Raw genomic sequence first — 16,322 nt, 5'->3', positions numbered from 1 at the left:
CACCAGCAAGGAGAACACTCGCGTGAACACCGCTCCCGCACTTGACCCCGCGCGCACCGCTCTGCTCGTCATGGACTACCAGCCCGCGATGCTGGCCGTCCTGCCCGAAGGCGAGGACCGCGAGACCCTGCTCGGTCGCATGGCAGAGGCCATCGCCGATGTCCGTGCGAAGGGCGGCACCATCGTCTACGTACGTGCCGGCTTCACCGAGTCCGACTGGGACGCGATCCCTGCTGCCAACAAGTCCTTCGCTCCGCTGGCCCGGCACCGTGCCATGCACCACGAGGACGCTGCCACTGCCATCCACGAGCGCCTGGCTCCTCAGGACGGCGACATCGGCGTGCGCAAGATCCGCTACGGCGGCATGTCCACCACCGACCTCGACCGGCAGCTGCGTGAGCGCGGCATCACCACTCTGGTCGTCTCCGGCATCAGTACCAGCGGCGTCGTCCTGTCCACCGTCCTCGACGCGGCCGACCGCGACTACCGGCTCTACGTCCTGTCCGACGGCGTCGCCGACCCGGACACCGAAGTCCACAACCTCCTGCTCCACCGAGTTCTCCCCTCCCGGGCCCACATCATCGACACCGTCGAGCTGCACGCCCTGCTCCGGACCGGCCGGCTCGAACCACGAGCCTGATGAGCGCCGGCGGCAGGTCCGGGACCACCTGGATGTTCGCGCAGGGCGGGGGGCCGGGTCCGGGCGGCGGGCCGGTCGGACCCGGCAACCGCCGTGGATTCAGTCCCGCGCCTCGCGGAACCGCTTCACCACCTCGTGCGTGCTCACCGCCAGGACCCCTACCGCCGCGACGGTGTAGAGGGACTGCGGGGCCTGCCAGCCACCGTTGGCGTCGGACAGGAAGGCCGGGTTGAACAGCTCCTGCCGATGCAGGATCCATACCAGCGGCAGTGCGAAGGCCGCCTCGGCGGCGATGCTCCAGGCCGCCAGTGTCCGTGTCCATACCCGAACCGCCCGGATCGCGTCGAGCGTCACGAGGCCGACGAGTCCGGCCAGGACCGGCCAGATCCACCCCGACCACAGACCCGGGTCGAGCACGTCGAGGCGTGTGCCGTCGTCGGTCTGGTACGGCTGCGCGGTGTGCTGCCAGACGATCAGGGCGATCAGCAGCGCGTGCCACACCACCCGGGCGTAGACCGCCGCACTGCGTTCCTTGGGCGCGCTGCGGTCGGGCAGGTCGTCGGGCGTCCAGGTCCGGCCGGCCGCGCCGGGCCGCTTGCCGGACCGCTCGATCAGGGCGAACACCACGGTGAGCCAGGCAATCATCTGGGCGCCGACGGTGAGCACCGCCTCGACGGCCCCACCGATCACCTCGCCGACCCCTTGGCCGTCCAGGATGTCGAGCGCCGCGCCCAGGGCGGTGACCACCGGCAGCACGGTGGCCAGCAGGACCGTGAGGATCCGTACGTACGTCGGGTAGAGATCGGGCCCGATCAGTGCGAGCGGCCGGTCCGCGTACCGGGCGGCGAGCCGGATCGGGTCGCCCATCTCGGTGAGCACCTCGCGCTCGACGGTCTCCGGATCGGCCGGGCCGCGGGCCTCGACGGTGTCGGCGATGGTGGCGTGCAGCTCGTCGGCCACGTCGCCGCGCTGGTCGGCCGGGATGCGCCGGACGACTTCCGCCACGTAACGATCGGTCAGCGTGCCGGTGCCGGACGCATGCAGCTTGTTCAACGGTCCCCCTTGGTCAGACGTGATATCGAGGCGCCGAGTTCCTGCCATTCGCGCAGCAGTCCGGTGCGGACCCGGGCGCCCTCGGGGCTGACCCGGTAGAACTTGCGCGGTCTGGACTCGTCGGTGTTCCACTCGCTGATGAGCAGCCCCTGTTTCTCCAGGCGGCGCAGCAGCGGATAGAGGGTGTTGCCGTCGACGGCGATCCCGGCATCGCCGAGCGTTTCCAGGAGCGCGTAGCCGTACTGCGGCTCCTCCAGGAGTGCCAGGCAGGCCAGGACGACTGTGCCGCGGCGTAGCTCCTGGGCCTGGCTGAGGATCAGTTCATCGGTGCCCACGCACGACACAATACTGTGTGCCGCACACTAATGTCACGCGTCACCATGGGGAGGCGTTGACCAGCTCTGCGACCGCTGATCCGGTGTCGGGGCACAGCGCGTGATACGTACGGACCTTGCCGCGCACCAAGGGACGCGCGCCGAAGAGGGCGAGCGGCGGGGTGGGTTGTTCGTCGGCAGTCGTCGGGGCGGGGCTCGGGGAATCACCTGGGACGCGCCTGCTCAAGGGCCGGACAGCTCCTGCGCCGACGGCCGGTCAGCCGCGGCGGCCTGCGCCGGTGGTTGCCGCAGAGGGCGGCCTCGGGACAAGTGCCCCGCGCAGTGCCGGAGCGACGCACTGTACGGTTCCGGGAACGCGCTCCGCCCGATGCGGGGTGCGTGGGACGGAGCCGGCCACGCCCGTACGAGTGCCTCTCCCGGGACGTCCTCAGAACCGGCTGCCGAGCCACTGGTGGATGGCGAGTGCGGTGGTACGGGCGTGTTCCTCCAGCATGGTGAAGTGGTTCCCCGGCACGGTGATCTCCGCGTGCGGCAGGCTCCAGTCCGGGGCGGGTCCGGTGCCGGGCAGCAGGTCCCGGGCGCGTACGTACAGGGTGGGGCAGGAGAGCGGCGCGGGTTTCCAGTCACGGAAGAGCTCGAAGTATCCGGCCATGGCGGTGAGCCGGTCGGGCTCCGCGGAGGCGAACTCCGCCGCCCGGCGCAGCATGTCCGACGTCATCGCGGAGAGCGCCTCTCCCCGGTCGCCGTGACCGGGGGGATAGGTGTCCACCAGGACGACGGCCGCCGGGGCGGCACCCTCGGACTCCAGCCGCTCGGCCACGGCGTGGGCCACCCAGCCACCGGCCGACCGCCCCAGCAGTACCACGGGGCCTTCGGCCGCGGCCGTGCGGACGGCGGCGACCTGGGCTGCGACGAGAGCGTCCGGTGTGGCGGGCAACGCCTCTCGGGGCTCGAACCCCGGGTGCCGCACCGCGGAGACCGGACGCAGGCCTCGCAGTCCGGCACCGAGGCGTGCGTACTCCTGCGGTCCGGACAGCGCGCTGAGTGCGGGGGAGCAGACCAGCCAGGCCCCCGCGCCGCCCGCCGCGAGCACGACGGGTTCGCGCGTCGCACGGGGCGCCCCGGCGCTGTCGAAGACCGGGCGCAGACGCGCGGCGACGGTGAGGAGCACCATGCCGTCCCAGGTCCGCCCCCGGGCGCACGCGGTACGGAAGAGCGCGCCCAGGGAGTCGGTCCAGTCCTGTCACGGGCCAGCCGGCGATGCGGGCCTGGGCGGGTGGAGTTCGGCGCGTCGTATCAGGGGGACAGAGAGGCCGAGCGCTGCGGCAAGCAGGCTGATCGCACCGCATCCGATGAAGAACACCTCCGCTCCCCACAGGGCCACCGTGATGCCGACGGCAGGGAAAAGCACGGGCGCAAGGCCCAGCGTGCACAGAGTCGTGACCGAGGTGACCCGTCCGAGGTAGCGGGGGTCTGTCTCCGTCTGGACGAACGCGCCGGTCACGGTAGTCGTGAACCCGCTGGTCAGTCCGATCGAGGAGCCGAACATGACGGCGATGGGCAGTGAGGGCGCGTGCCCCAAGGCGACCGCTCCCACAGCGGTGACGAGCAGCGCGCCACACATCGCCAGCCCGGCGCGCGGTATCCGGGTCGAGACTGTGAGCAGCAAGGCCGAAGCTGCGGCTCCGACGCTGAACGCGCTCGCGATCCACCCCATGCCCGAGGCGCCCCAGCCGCGTTCGTCGGCCAGGAGCACCAGGCCGGTGGCGACCGGGCCGCTGAAGCACATCTCGCTCAGCCCGATCACCGTGACCAGCGGGGCGAGCATCCGGTGCCGACGGACGTATCGCAAACCGTCACGCAGTTCATGCCAGGCGGAGCCGCGCTGAGATACCTCCGTTAAAGAAGTAGTCCGCAGGGTGAGCAGAGTGACGAGCGAGAGAGCGAAGAGTGCGCCTGCGGCTGTGAACGCACCGGCCGTACCGCCGATCACCAGCACGGCTCCCGCCAGGAGGGGGCCGACGGCATTGCTCAGCCGGATCGACAACCCGCGCATCCCCTGGACCCGCGCGAGCTGCTCAGGTGCCGTAATACGTGGCGGGAGCGCGCCCACCGCTGGCATGAATACCGCGTCCACCACGCCGAAGATCAACGCAACCGCGGCCAGCAGCCACACGCTCGGGGACGCCAGCATGACTGCCGCGGCGGCGGCAAGGATCACCGCGCAGCGAACCGCGTCGCTGACGACAGCAACCCGGCGCGGCCCGAACCGGTCGGCCACCACACCACCGCCGAGCATGAGCACCGCACGGGGAAGAGCTCCGGCAGAGACCACCAGGCCCACCTGCGACGGCCCGCCAGCGCGTGCGGCCGCCCAGGACAGGGCGAGAAAGTACACAACGTCGCCAGTGACCGAGGCCGTGTAAGCGGTAAGCCAGCGCAGAACGTTGACGTCCCGGTAGGCGGGCCGCGCGGACGCAGCTATGCCGTGCGCGTTCACGCCTCACCGGCCAACGGCAGCGCCGTGCCAGGCACCGGAAACGCCTGCACTTGCAGCGCTACCGGAGAGGACCCTTCAGGCGCCTCACTCTCTTCATGCCGATATCGCGAGATCACCTCAAAGATCTCGGCCCGCATCCGGTCCACGTCGCCCGGGGTCAAGTACAGAAGGAAGTCGCCGTAGGTAGTGACGTCGAGCCACTCCTGAGAGAGCAGCGGCACCTCGTGCGCAGCCCTGCGCAGACGATCCGCAGCGGCAAGGGCGACCGCATGTGTGTACGCGCGTCCGGCCTCGCGCTGCTCCGCAGGCGCGGCCGCGGGATCGTGGATCGACTGGCGATGGGCGGATTTCCACCACCGCTCGCGCCCGGTGCCACGGTCCGGCTCCTCCACGATGAGCCCGCCCGAGGCAAGGCGGCGCAGGTGATAGCTCGCCGCGCCAGGGTTGATGCCGAGCTCGTCGGAGATCCGGGTGGCAGTGGACGGACCACGCTCTCGCAGCAGGGTGAGGACGTTCAAGCGCAACGGGTGAGCGAGCACGCGCAAGTCAGCGGTGTCGAGTTCGATGTCCCGTCCTGAGGACTCAGGGGATGCAGCAGAGGAAGCGACCATGCGCAGAGCGTAGACCTACAACAGTTGTTTCAAAAGAGTTGTTGTGAAGCGTTCCAAGTTCCGACGTAGCCCCTCGGGTTCAGAAATCGACCGGTTGATGAGCAAGATCGGTAAGCGGCGCCGCGCGGCCGGATCAGCACTGGATCATGCCCATAAAACGGTGCCAGAAAGTCGATGTGCTCAAGAACTTGAGGGGCACCCTTTTCTGTACGATCTGGCAGGTGCAACCACTCCAGGATGACGACACCGCCGATCTCCTCGCCCTTGTACCGGCCGTACGGACCGGCGGCCTCGTGGGATACGCACGCGTGTCCACCAAGGGGCAGTTGCTCGACCGGCAGATCCACGCACTCACCGAGGCGGGATGCATCCGAATCTTCGCCGACAAGAAGTCCGGCAAGAACGCCGACCGCGAGGAGCTGTGGAAGGCCCTCGACTTCCTGCGCGAGGGCGACACGCTCGTCGTCCCGTCGCTGGACCGGCTCGGCCGCTCCATCCAGGACCTCATCGCGATCGTGTCCGGCTTGCGTAAGCGCGGCATCGGGTTCACCTCGCTGCACGAGGCGCTCGACACGACCACGCCCGGCGGACGCCTGGTCTTCCACGTGTTCGCGGCCCTGGCGGAGTTCATCCGCGAACTCATTGTGCAGGGCACCAACGAGGGCCTGGATGCCGCCCGCGCCCGCGGCGCCAGGCTCGGCCGCCCGCCGGCGATGACCGAGGAGCAGGTACGTCACGCCCGCGACCTACTCGCCCGCCCGGAGAACACCGTCACCTCGATCGCCAAGCTCCTCGGCGTCTCCCGCAACACCATCTACAACTACGTGCCCGAACTCAAGGGTGGTCGCCTCGCGCTCGCTGAGGCGACCAAGACGGCGGAACTGCCCCGGCCCTCCAGGTCAGAGGACTGACCACCGCCGTTTGCGGCTGGTGACAGCGTTCTTACCGGCACCCCGACACGGTCCTTCGCGGCCCCGCCGTCCGCCGCGGCACCTCGCGATGCGGCCTCCCCGCCCCCGGAGCCTCTTCGAGCACCACATGGGCGTTGGTGCCGCTGATCCCGAACGACGCCACCCCCGCCCGACGGGGACGATCAGTCGCAGGCCACCCCATCGCCCCGGTCAGCAGCGCGATCCGCTCCGACGACCAGTCGACACGGGGCGTCGGCTCGTCGGCGTGCAAGGTACGCGGCAGCACACCGTGCCGCATCGCCTGCACCATCTTGATCACACCGGCCACCCCGGCAGCGGCCTGGGTATGACCGATGTTCGACTTCACCGAGCCCAACCGGAGGGGACGCTGCCGGGCGTGGCGCCCGTACGTCGCGAAGAAGGCCTCCGCCTCGATGACGTCCCCCAGCCGGGTGCCGGTGCCGTGCGCCTCCACGGCGTCGACGTCCCCGGGATTCAGCCCCGCGTCCGCGAGCGCCTGCCGGATCACCCGCTGCTGCGCAGGCCCGTGCGGTGCGGTCAGCCCATTGCTCGCCCCGTCCTGGTTCACCGCCGAGCCGCGCACCACGGCCAGTACCGGAAGCCCGGCACGGCGCGCCTCGGACAACCGGCTCAGCAGCAGCATGCCGGCACCCTCGGCCCACCCCGTGCCGTCGGCCAACGCGCCGAACGCCTTGCAGCGGCCGTCCGGCGCCAGCGCCCGCTGGCGGCTGAACTCCACGAACGACGAGGGCCCCGACATCACCGTGGCACCACCGGCCAACGCGAATGCACACTCACCCCGGCGCAGCGCCTGGGCCGCCAGATGCAGGGCCACCAGGGACGAGGAACACGCCGTGTCCATGGTGAGGGCCGGACCTTCGAGGCCGAAGGCGTACGCGATACGGCCCGAGGCGACGCTTCCGGCGTTGCCGAGGCCGAGGTACCCCTCGACCTGCTCGGGCGTCCTGGTCAGACCGCGCGCGTAGTCGCTGTACATCAGCCCGACGTACACCCCGGTCGCCGAGCCGCGCAGGCTACCGGGGACGAGACCGGCGTACTCGAAAGCCTCCCACGCCACTTCGAGCAGCAGCCGGTGTTGCGGGTCCATGGCCAGCGCCTCGCGGGGCGAGATGCCGAAGAAGCCGGGGTCGAAGCGGTCCACACCGGAGAGGAATCCCCCCTCGCGCACATACGTCCGGCCGGGCCGCCCGGGGTCCGGGTCGTACAGCGCCCGGACGTCCCAGCCCCGGTCGGTGGGGAAGGGACCGATGGCGTCCCTCCCGTCGGCCACCAGCCGCCACAGCTCCTCCGGAGAGGTCACCTCTCCGGGATAGCGAGGCCCGTCGCGACCGGCGAGAGGCGGTTGCGCTGGCTGGACAGGACGCCCTTGGGCGCGCCGGAGGAGCCCGAGGTGTAGAGCAGCCAGGCCACTTCGTCCAGTGCGAGATCGTCCCGGGCCGGTGTCCGCGGCTCCGTACCCGCCAATTCCTCGAACCGCAGAACGCCGCCCGCGCCCGCGCCCGCAGCCCCGCCGTCCCCGTCCGCCTCATCCACGCGGTCCGCGTACGAAGCCGAGTCCCCGGCCTCGTCCTCGGCGCCGCCTTCGGCCACCACCACGGTCAACCCGGGTCGCAACGGCAGCGTTCGCCGCCGCATCAGGCAGGCGTCATCGGTGATGAGCATCCGTGCCCCGCTGTCGTCCAGCAGACGGGTCAGCTCCTCCTCCGAATTCCCGGGGTCCAGAGGTACGCCCACGCCGCTCGCCCGGGTGATGGCGAGCAGGCTCTCGACCGCCTCGACACGGTTGCCGAGCAGTACGGCCACCCGGTCACCGCGTACCACGCCGAGTCCGGCCAGGTGACCGGCCAGCCGTGCGGTCCTCCGCTCCAGCTCCCGGTAGGTCACACGCCTGAAGCGGTCCTCGAAACAGACCTTGTCCCCGAGCCGCCGGGCGTGGTGCCCGAGCAGTTCCGGCAGTGGTTCGACGATGTCGGCGTGCCTGCCCACCGCGTGACCCCCTTGAGACGACCCGCCGTTGAGGACGACGGCACGGTGCACCAGGTTGCCTCCCGGCGAGCTGCGTACGAGGGGGAAAATCGCGATGCGCGTCGGCAGCATGCTGACCAGACTCGCGGGCATGACAGCGAAGATCACCCGCATCAATCCCGAACAGTTGCATGAAACGCCCGGCTACCACCACATCACCGTGGTGGAGACCGGCCGGACCGCATACCTGGCGGGGCAGTGCCCGCTCGACCGGAACGGTTCACTCGTCGGCACGGGCTCCGTCGAAGCGCAGATCGATCAGGTCGTCGCGAACGCGCTCGCTGCGCTGGGAGCGGTGAATGCCCAACCGCAGCAGGTGGTGCGTTCGGTGATCTATGTACGGAGCGACGACACAGATGTCCTGGGCATCGCATGGCATCGGCTCATCGGCTCAGCCCTCGGGCCGGCCTTCGCATCCGCCAGCACGCTCCTGGGTGTCGCGCAGCTGGGCTTCGAGGGGCAGTTGGTCGAGGTGGACCTTACTGTCGCGCTGCCTGACTGATCCGCTTCGTCGCAGACATGTACCCCTGGTCGGCGGGCAGGACGAAGCGTTCCACGCGGCTCGCCGTGCGCCTCGGCTGCCGGTCGTCGTTGTGATCGGCTCTTGGCCTAGGCTGAGCCAATGTCCGAAACAGGCAGACCACCGAGCGGCTGGGGTGTGGAAGAGCCCGGCGCTGATGGAGGGTTGCCCGCAACCTTGCACATCGCCGGGCTTGCGTTGAGACGGATGGAGAGTCCTCCGTCGCTGGCATGCTGGACCGGCTGCTTCCCGCGGCCGGCAGACACGGACCCGGCCGGGGTGAGCGTGGTGACCGAGCCGGCCGCCCCGCCGGACGAGCGCACCCTCCGACTCGCTCACGACGTAGTGAGCCGTTTCGACGTCTTCGTCGACCAAGCCCTGGAGTACTGCCGCACCCGGCTCCGGGAACGACACTTTGAACTCACGGCCGAGGAACTGAGCTGGCTGGACCTCCCGGAGTTGCCCCTGGCAGCTCCTGAAGCGACGGTGTGGGCCGACCGGACCTGGGCAGTCCGCTTCGCCGAGAGCCGGTTCCGAATGGCGGACCCCTACGGAATCCTCGTGACCTTCAACGGAACAGAGCCTGTCGACGTCCAGGGCATCGATGACGAGCAGTGAACCGCTCGTTGCACCATCGCGAACAAGCGGACGTTCCTGGGGCGTGGCCCACATTTTGCGCGACCGTCACCTCAGCCCACTTCCCCGAGCCTGGTTCCTCTTGAATACTCCCGTTGCCCCTCTCCATGGACGGGCATCACCGAAGCAACAGGAGGACTCCCCACACCATGACCGGAATCAATCGGCGTCGCTTCCTCCAAATCGCCGGAGCCACCACGGGGTTCGCCGCCCTGTCCGGCTCCATCGACCGCGCCGCCGCCATCCCGGCGGCGCGCCGCAGCGGAACCGTTCAGGACATCGAACACATCGTCGTCCTCATGCAGGAGAACCGTTCCTTCGACCACTACTTCGGGTCGATGAAGGGCGTCCGGGGCTTCGGAGACCCCCGTCCGGTGACACTGCCCAGCGGCAAACCCGTATGGCACCAGTCGAGCTTCGGCAAGGAAACCCTGCCCTACCACCCGGACGCCGACGACCTGGGCATGCAGTTCATCGCGGGCCTCGACCACGACTGGGCCGGCGGACACTACGCGTTCAACAACGGCAAGTACGACAACTGGATACCCGCCAAGGGCACCGGCACCATGGCGTACCTGACACGGGACGACATCCCGTTCCACTACGCACTCGCCGACAAGTTCACCATCTGCGACGATTACCACTGCTCGTTCATGGGGGCGACCGACCCGAACCGCTACTACATGCTCTCCGGCCACGTCGGCAACGACGGCACCGGCGGCGGCCCGGTCCTGGGCAACCAGGAAGCGGGCTACGGCTGGACGACATACGCCGAACGCCTTGAGAAGGCAGGCATCTCCTGGAAGGTGTACCAGGACATCGGCGACGGCCTCGACGCGGCCGGCGGCTGGGGCTGGATCAACGACGCATACCGCGGCAACTACGGCGACAACTCCCTGCTGTACTTCAACAACTACCGCAACGCCAAGCCCGGCGAGCCTTTGTACGAGAAGGCCCGCACCGGCACGAACGTCAAGGCAGGAGACGGATACTTCGACATCCTCGAAGCCGACGTCAAGGCCGGAAGGCTGCCGCAGATCTCCTGGATCGCCGCCCCCGAGGCGTTCTCCGAGCACCCCAACTGGCCGGCCAACTACGGCGCTTGGTACATCTCGCACGTCCTTGACGCACTCACCTCGAACCCTGACGTATGGAGCAGGACCGCCCTGTTCATCACGTACGACGAGAACGACGGCTACTTCGACCACGTCGTGCCGCCCTACCCGCCGGCCTCCGCCAACCAGGGGCTGTCCACCGTCGACACCACGCTCGACCACTACAAGGGCAGTATCGGGTACGCGGCAGGCCCCTACGGCCTCGGACAACGTGTCCCGATGATCGTCGTCTCGCCATGGTCCACCGGCGGATACGTCTGCTCCGAGACCTTCGACCACACCTCGATCCTGCGCTTCATGGAGAACCGGTTCGGAGTGCAGGAGACCAACATCTCCCCATGGCGGCGCGCCATCTGCGGCGACCTCACCTCCGCCTTCGACTTCTCCCTCAAGGTCACGGACCCGGCGGACCTGCCGGACACCGCGGGCTATGCCCCGCCGGACCGCGACCGCCACAACAGCTACGTACCGAGGCCACCCGCCCAGGGCGCCCTGCCCCGGCAGGAGGCCGGAGCCCGGCCGAGCCGTCCGCTCTCCTACGCTCCCTACGTCGACGGGGCCGCGGACCTCACCACCGGCAAGTACAAGCTGACGTTCAGCGCGGGAGACAAGGCGGGCGCCGCCTTCCAGGTGCGCTCGCAGAAGCGCACCGATGGCCCGTGGACGTACACAGCGGCAGCCGGGAAGCCCGTCTCGGACAGCTGGAACTCGTTCTACTCCGGCGGAAGTTACGACCTCACGGCCCACGGCCCGAACGGCTTCCTGCGCGCCTTCAGGGGCAACAACAAGGCCGCCGAGCCGGAGGTGACGGCACGCCACGACGCCGGCAACCTCAAGCTCACCCTGACCAACCCGTCGACCGCCGACGCACACCTCACTGTGACCAACGCCTACGGCGGCGGGCGCCAGACCTTCACGGTCCGTGCCGGCGCCACGGTCGAGCAGAGCATCGACCTGCGCGCCACCAAGCGCTGGTACGACCTGACGGTCGTCATCGAGGGCAACACCGGATACCTGCGGCGCCTGGCCGGGCACGTCGAGAACGGTCGAGCGGGCGTGAGCGACCCGGGTATCGCGACTGTGTGAGATCCGCGTGCCACTGGCCGGGCGGTCCCCACCCCGTTGGGGGAGACCGCCCGGCCGGGCCGTGTGGTTACCGTACGTCGTAGGCGCGGGTGATGGTCTGGGTGACCGCGTTGCCGTTGGCGTCGGTGAAGGTGGCCTTCGTCATGACCTGCTTGCCGGCTGCGCCGGTGTGGTCGAGGACGGCCGTCCACTTGCCGTCCTGCTGCTCGGTCGGCGCCTGGGTCCAAGTGGCGCCGCCGTCGTAGGAGTAGGACAGCGAGGCCGCTGTGACCGTGCCCGGGGTGTACCCGGCGTGGCCCTCGACCGACAGGCCGACCTTGATGCCGCTCTGCGCGGGCAGGGTGTTCATACCATCCACCGGCAGGTCATACGCCGGGAAGAGGACCGGCAGGCCGCGCGAGTAGACGTTCGGCTCCCGATGGGAGCGGAAGCTCCAGGTGGTGGTGACGGCGTTGGAGCGCAGCCAGTTCCGGTCCGAGGAGGGGATCTTCTCCAGGTTCTGGGTGAGCTCGTACGCGGAGTCCTCGTCCGGCACCTTGAACACGTCGTACGGCCAGGCGCTGCGGGCGATCTGCTCACCGTTGCGCTTCAGCACCAGGTTGCCGAGGTCGCCGAACGACCCGCCGTAGGACCAGTGGTCGCCGGAGGCGTCGAGCCAGAGCGCGGTCTGGATGCCGATCAGGTCGCCCTGCCTCTCGGCGGTCAGCATCAGCTTGCCGTCGGCGTCGCGTGGTGCGGCCGGCCGCAGGGGGCCGCCGTACCACTCCTCGGCCCTTCGCTGTCCGGCCCGGTAGGTGCGCTCGTGGTCTTCCATGAACGCGGCGAACGGGAAGCTGGTCATCGCGGCGTGGTACCAGGCGTCGTCGCCGGTCGTGTAGTAGGCGGTGCGGGTACTGGGCACATGGACCGTGCCGTACGGGCTCACGGGTACGTAGTTGCCGCTGCTCCCGGAGGGGCGGATGAACATCGCGTCGATGTAGTCGGCCTCCCTGCCCATGGCGTTCCACGTCTCGTTGACCTGGGCCAGCTTGGAGTCCTTGGGCTGGTAGACCCGGTCGGAGTCCAGCGGGCCCTGGATCGGGAACGACAGGTTGTAGACGTAGGGCGAGCCGCCCTCGGAGCCGGTCGCGCGCCAGGTGGGCCGGAACTCGAAGGTGCCGTTCCTGGCACGTCCGTCGACGTCTGCGTAGAACTTCTGGACGGTGTTGCCGGACATGAGCGATCCGGATACCTGCCAGGTGTCGTCCCACGCGCGGGCGTAGCTGAATGTGGTGTTGTTCACCTTCGAGGGGCGGTCGGTGCGCAGGCTCAGCCGGTGGGCCTTGCGGGCGTCGAGGACGACGGTGGTGTCATGGGTGATCCGCAGCTGCGGCTTTGCGAGGTAACCGACCGACTCGGGCGCGTTGTTCGCGTCGTACGTCGCCACGAAGCTGCTGAGGGAATAGTCACCCGGGCGCACGCTGTACGTCTGCTCGGCCGCGCCGTTGTTGTTGCGGCGCTCGCCCTTGTCGGTGTCGAGGCTGACCAGGTCCAGGGAGGAGGGGCCGGCCGCGGGCTTGCCGTTGCGGTCGATGACCTTGACCCGGAGGGTGACCGTCTCCGGCTGGACGTGGAGAGTGACGGGCACGGAGACGTGCACATCGCCGCCGGTGGCCAGGATCCGGCCGGTGACAGCGCCGTACTGGTCGGCCTTGAGGCGGGCGGTGGGGTCGATCCGCAGCGGCACCTGAGCGGTGGCCCCCGCGGGGACGGTCACCTTGCCCTGTTCCAGCTTGATGATGCCGGAGTTGACGTCGCTGCCGTCGTTGCCGTGCACACCACTGACCTTCAGACTCAGGGTCAGATCGCGGCTGCTGGTGTTGGTGAAGGGCACCTGGACGGTGGTGCGGTCCGAGGCGTCCTGCGGCCAGTTGTAGCTGCCGGCCTGGACGGCGGGTGCGGAGAGCACCTTCTGGTTCACCGCGCCGAACACGTCGAGGACACCGGCTCCGGTCTCGTCGGCGTCGGCGATCTTGCCGCCGGTGCGGGCGGAGGAGACCAGGGCTTCCTTGATCTGCTGCGCGGTCCAGTCCGGGTGGGCCTGGCGGACGATGGCCGCGGCGCCCGCGACATGCGGGGTGGCCATGGAAGTGCCGGACATCGTCCGGTAGGCGTAGACGCCGCGGCCGCCCGCGCTGGCCGCCGAGATATCGACGCCGGGGGCGGCGATCTCGGGCTTGAGAGTGTGGGTGACGGCCACCGGACCGCGGCTGGAGAACCACGCGGTGGTGTCGTCGCGGTCGACGGCGCCGACGGTCAGCACGCCGGGCACGCAGCCGGGCGAGGAGACGGTCTCGGTGCCCGGGCCGATATTGCCGGCGGCCACGACGAACAGGGTGTGGTTGTTCTGCGAGAGCTGCTGTGTGGCCTGGGACAGCGGGTCGTTGCAGTCGCCGATCGCGGAGCTGCCGAGGCTCATGGAGACGACGTCGGCCTCCTGGTCGACAGCCCACTGCATACCCGCGATGATCCAGGAGTCCAGGCCGTAGCCCTGGTCGCTGAGGACCTTGCCGACGAGCAGGGAGGTACCAGGGGCGACGCCCTTCTTGCGGCCGTCACTGGCCGCTCCGGACCCGCCGACCGTGGAAGCGGTGTGGGTGCCGTGGCCCTGCCGGTCGTCGGTGGTCTTGGAGTCCGTGAAGTTCTTGGAACCGGCGACCCGGTTCACCAGGTCCGGGTGCTCGGCGTCCGCCCCCGTGTCCAGCACGGCGACCTTGGTGCCCTTGCCGTCGTAACCGGCCGCCCAGGCCTCCGGCGCGTGCACCTGCGCAGTGGACCGGTCCAGCGTGGCCTTGACCTTGCCGTCCAGCCACAGCTTCTTCACCGAGGAGCCGGAACGCGACCGGGGGCTGGTGATGTCCTGCCAGAAGGCGGCGGCAGTGTCCTTGCCCGTCTTGAGCGCGACACCGTTCACAGCCGGAAGGCTCAGACCGCGCTCGGCCCCACGAGGAGCCGCCGGTGCGCCGACGGCGACGCTCACGCCGCTCCGGTAGGTGGCGATGAGCGGCAGAGCGTCGGTGTGCGTGTCGTCGTATCCCTGGCGGATGAGCCCGGTGACGTTGAACAACTGCTCATCGACCTTGCCCTCGGCGATCGCCTGGGAGGCATCTTCCGGGTAGACGTAGAGGTCCTTGCCCATCTGGTAGGTCTGGACCATCGGCTGCGTGCCGTCCTTGCGGGGCAGCACGGCCGCCGAGCTGTGGCCCGACGTGTCCGTGGTCACGAGCACCTTGTCGCCGGTGACGAGCGTGACCGTCACCTGCTTGCCACCCGGTGCTGTGGTCCCGCTGCCGATGATGGGCCTCTTGCCCGAGGTCCCCTCGGGTGGCGTATCCGCCGCCCCGGAAGGTGCAACTGCGGTGACGGCCAGGACAGCGGCGGTTGCCGAGCCCAAGGCCATACGGGTTATGGAACGCATGAATCTCCTCGTCAATGCGGTGAACATGCCGTGCTGCGGCGGCAGCATGGCAGACGTGCACAGCGCGTGGGGGATGCCGGGAGTGGCGGGTTTCCCCCATGACGGGACTCCGTCACGAGGTCAGAGCAACCGGTCCGCGGACTCGGTGAAGACCTCGGAGGCGGGCCGGGAGGCATCCGGTCGGCTCGACGGCGAAGCAGCCGGGCCCACCAGGAGTCGGCAACGCCCCCTCGCGGAGAGCCACCGGCTGATTGGCGGTGTTCCCGCGGGAGGGGCACCAGTTGACGTATTTCCTCCGCCCTCGGGCCGACGGAAAATCAAAGCCAGCCCGCACGTGCGGCGTGCCACCCGAGCTGCAAGCGCGAGTCCGCTCCGGCAAGGTCCATCAGACGACGTGTTCTCCGCTCCACAGTGCGTATGGAGAGACCGAGTTGGGAAGCGGCCCGGCGGTCGGAGAATCCTGCCAGCAACAAGGCGAGGACTTCGAGCTCCCCCGTGGTCGGCTGCTGATCGGCTTTCGGCTCCGCATGTATGCCCGTCGAGGTGGTGTGCAGGGGCCGGGCCTGGGCCCACTCTGTCTCGAAGAGATGGACGAGAGCTGTCAGCAGACCGCTGCGGTGCACCACGATCGCGCTCGGCTCGGCGCCGGAGCCCGCCACGTCCAGTGGCACCATGGCGCGCTCCCGGTCCGAGACGACCATCTTCAGTGGCAGCGAGTCGACCAGGCGAAGCTCAAGACCTGCCGTGATGGCCTCCCGCATATCCCTCGCCACGTCAGGACCGTCGAAGTAGTCCCTGGCAGCCACGACCCGGAAGTCCACTCCGCGATCCAGCACGGTACGCTCCGACAGGTCGGTGTCCGCGCGCGGCACCGCGACGGGCGCGCCGACGAGGAAGACGAGCAGCTCCCGCTGGGCGCCGTGCTGCAGTTGATGGAACCGGTGGGCAACCTGCTTCGTACCGGTGACCACTTCGACGACACCGCCTGCGGACTGTACGGCAGTGTCGCGGTACTGCTCGATGAGCACGGAGAATGCGCTCTCGGCCCGGTGCAGCGCGTTGCGTTGTTCGACCAGGAAGGGAGCCAGGGCCACAGAAGGCGGGGTGAGCCGGTAGCGGACGAACTGAGCCCCGGTCTGTTGTCCGGCAGGGCCGGACTCCTTGCGGTCCGGCTGGTCGGCGACCGACACCAAACCGCTCGTCTCCATGTCTGCCAGGATGCGGGCGATCTCGGCCGCCGCGATCCCGGTCTGCCGGGCGAGCTCGTGCGCGGAGGCCGTCGGCTGGGCCATCAGCGCCGTATAGACGGCTTCCTCGGCCGGCCCCAGCCCCAGCGCCTCCAGCATTCGGTCCTCCTCACGGGGCAACTGCGGCGTCCGGTCCTTGCCGCA

The 16,322-nt window shown here is 69.4% G+C and carries 14 protein-coding genes and 1 pseudogene; 5 read left to right on the top strand and 10 right to left on the bottom strand.

Translation table 11 applies throughout. The features are described from left to right. The first annotated feature begins 22 nt into the window (after positions 1-22). A complete protein-coding gene (locus IE107_RS18980) occupies positions 23-640 on the top strand; it encodes a cysteine hydrolase family protein (RefSeq protein ID WP_189544995.1) in 618 nt (205 codons plus the stop codon). 99 nt (positions 641-739) lie between these two features. Here the strand turns inward: IE107_RS18980 and IE107_RS18975 are convergent, their stop codons facing one another. The 6 genes from IE107_RS18975 to IE107_RS18950 form a co-directional block, all read right to left on the bottom strand. Continuing rightward, on the bottom strand, positions 740-1,693 hold the full coding sequence (locus IE107_RS18975) for an HAAS signaling domain-containing protein (RefSeq protein ID WP_229867081.1): 954 nt from the start codon (positions 1,691-1,693) through the stop codon (positions 740-742). Continuing rightward, positions 1,690-2,028, bottom strand: coding sequence for a PadR family transcriptional regulator (locus IE107_RS18970; RefSeq protein WP_189544994.1), 339 nt, complete (start codon positions 2,026-2,028; stop codon positions 1,690-1,692). Before IE107_RS18970 ends, IE107_RS18975 begins: the two co-directional genes overlap by 4 nt. A 40-nt stretch (positions 2,029-2,068) precedes the next feature. Then, a complete protein-coding gene (locus IE107_RS18965; protein ID WP_189544993.1) occupies positions 2,069-2,254 on the bottom strand; it encodes a hypothetical protein in 186 nt (61 codons plus the stop codon). 201 nt (positions 2,255-2,455) lie between these two features. Beyond that, positions 2,456-3,202, bottom strand: a complete 747-nt coding sequence (locus tag IE107_RS18960; RefSeq protein ID WP_189544992.1) for a thioesterase domain-containing protein — start codon at positions 3,200-3,202, stop codon at positions 2,456-2,458. Positions 3,203-3,271: 69 nt separating this feature from the next. After that, entirely contained in the window at positions 3,272-4,528 is a 1,257-nt protein-coding gene (locus IE107_RS18955) for an MFS transporter (RefSeq protein WP_189544991.1), read from the bottom strand. Beyond that, the gene (locus tag IE107_RS18950; protein ID WP_189544990.1) at positions 4,525-5,139 is read right to left on the bottom strand and encodes an ArsR/SmtB family transcription factor; all 615 of its coding nucleotides are present in this window, start codon (positions 5,137-5,139) and stop codon (positions 4,525-4,527) included. The genes IE107_RS18955 and IE107_RS18950 overlap by 4 nt, the downstream gene beginning before the upstream one ends. Positions 5,140-5,360: 221 nt before the next feature. Here IE107_RS18950 and IE107_RS18945 point away from each other — a divergent pair, with 221 nt between their 5' ends. Continuing rightward, on the top strand, positions 5,361-6,050 hold the full coding sequence (locus tag IE107_RS18945; RefSeq protein WP_189544989.1) for a recombinase family protein: 690 nt from the start codon (positions 5,361-5,363) through the stop codon (positions 6,048-6,050). A gap of 106 nt (positions 6,051-6,156) precedes the next feature. Here the strand turns inward: IE107_RS18945 and IE107_RS18940 are convergent. Next, positions 6,157-7,497 (bottom strand): annotated as a pseudogene (locus tag IE107_RS18940) (type I polyketide synthase); the annotation flags it as partial. Further along, positions 7,389-8,210 carry an AMP-binding protein gene (locus IE107_RS35050; protein ID WP_373302462.1) on the bottom strand — a complete coding sequence of 274 codons (822 nt, stop codon included), beginning with the start codon at positions 8,208-8,210 and terminating at the stop codon, positions 7,389-7,391. The gene IE107_RS35050 and the pseudogene IE107_RS18940, both read right to left, overlap by 109 nt. On the opposite strand from IE107_RS35050, the gene IE107_RS18935 reads away from it, so the two are divergent. The 3 genes from IE107_RS18935 (at position 8,209) to IE107_RS18925 (ending at position 11,474) form a co-directional block, all read left to right on the top strand. Then, positions 8,209-8,619: a RidA family protein gene (locus tag IE107_RS18935; protein WP_189544988.1), complete on the top strand. Its 411-nt coding sequence runs from the start codon at positions 8,209-8,211 to the stop codon at positions 8,617-8,619. The genes IE107_RS35050 and IE107_RS18935 overlap by 2 nt on opposite strands. Positions 8,620-8,916: 297 nt before the next feature. Continuing rightward, positions 8,917-9,255, top strand: a complete 339-nt coding sequence (locus IE107_RS18930) for a hypothetical protein (RefSeq protein WP_229867080.1) — start codon at positions 8,917-8,919, stop codon at positions 9,253-9,255. Between the two features lie 167 nt (positions 9,256-9,422). After that, positions 9,423-11,474 (top strand): phosphocholine-specific phospholipase C, encoded by a 2,052-nt coding sequence (locus IE107_RS18925; RefSeq protein WP_189544986.1) that lies wholly within the window; start codon positions 9,423-9,425, stop codon positions 11,472-11,474. Positions 11,475-11,541: 67 nt separating this feature from the next. Here the strand turns inward: IE107_RS18925 and IE107_RS18920 are convergent, their stop codons facing one another. Further along, on the bottom strand, positions 11,542-14,931 hold the full coding sequence (locus IE107_RS18920) for a S8 family peptidase (protein WP_189544985.1): 3,390 nt from the start codon (positions 14,929-14,931) through the stop codon (positions 11,542-11,544). A gap of 317 nt (positions 14,932-15,248) precedes the next feature. After that, entirely contained in the window at positions 15,249-16,277 is a 1,029-nt protein-coding gene (locus tag IE107_RS18915) for a helix-turn-helix domain-containing protein (RefSeq protein ID WP_189544984.1), read from the bottom strand. Between the last annotated feature and the right edge of the window lie 45 nt (positions 16,278-16,322).

Source organism: Streptomyces gelaticus (assembly GCF_014649535.1).
GTDB classification, from domain to species: Bacteria; Actinomycetota; Actinomycetes; order Streptomycetales; family Streptomycetaceae; genus Streptomyces; species Streptomyces gelaticus.
This window is presented reverse-complemented; position numbering and strand designations above follow the sequence as displayed.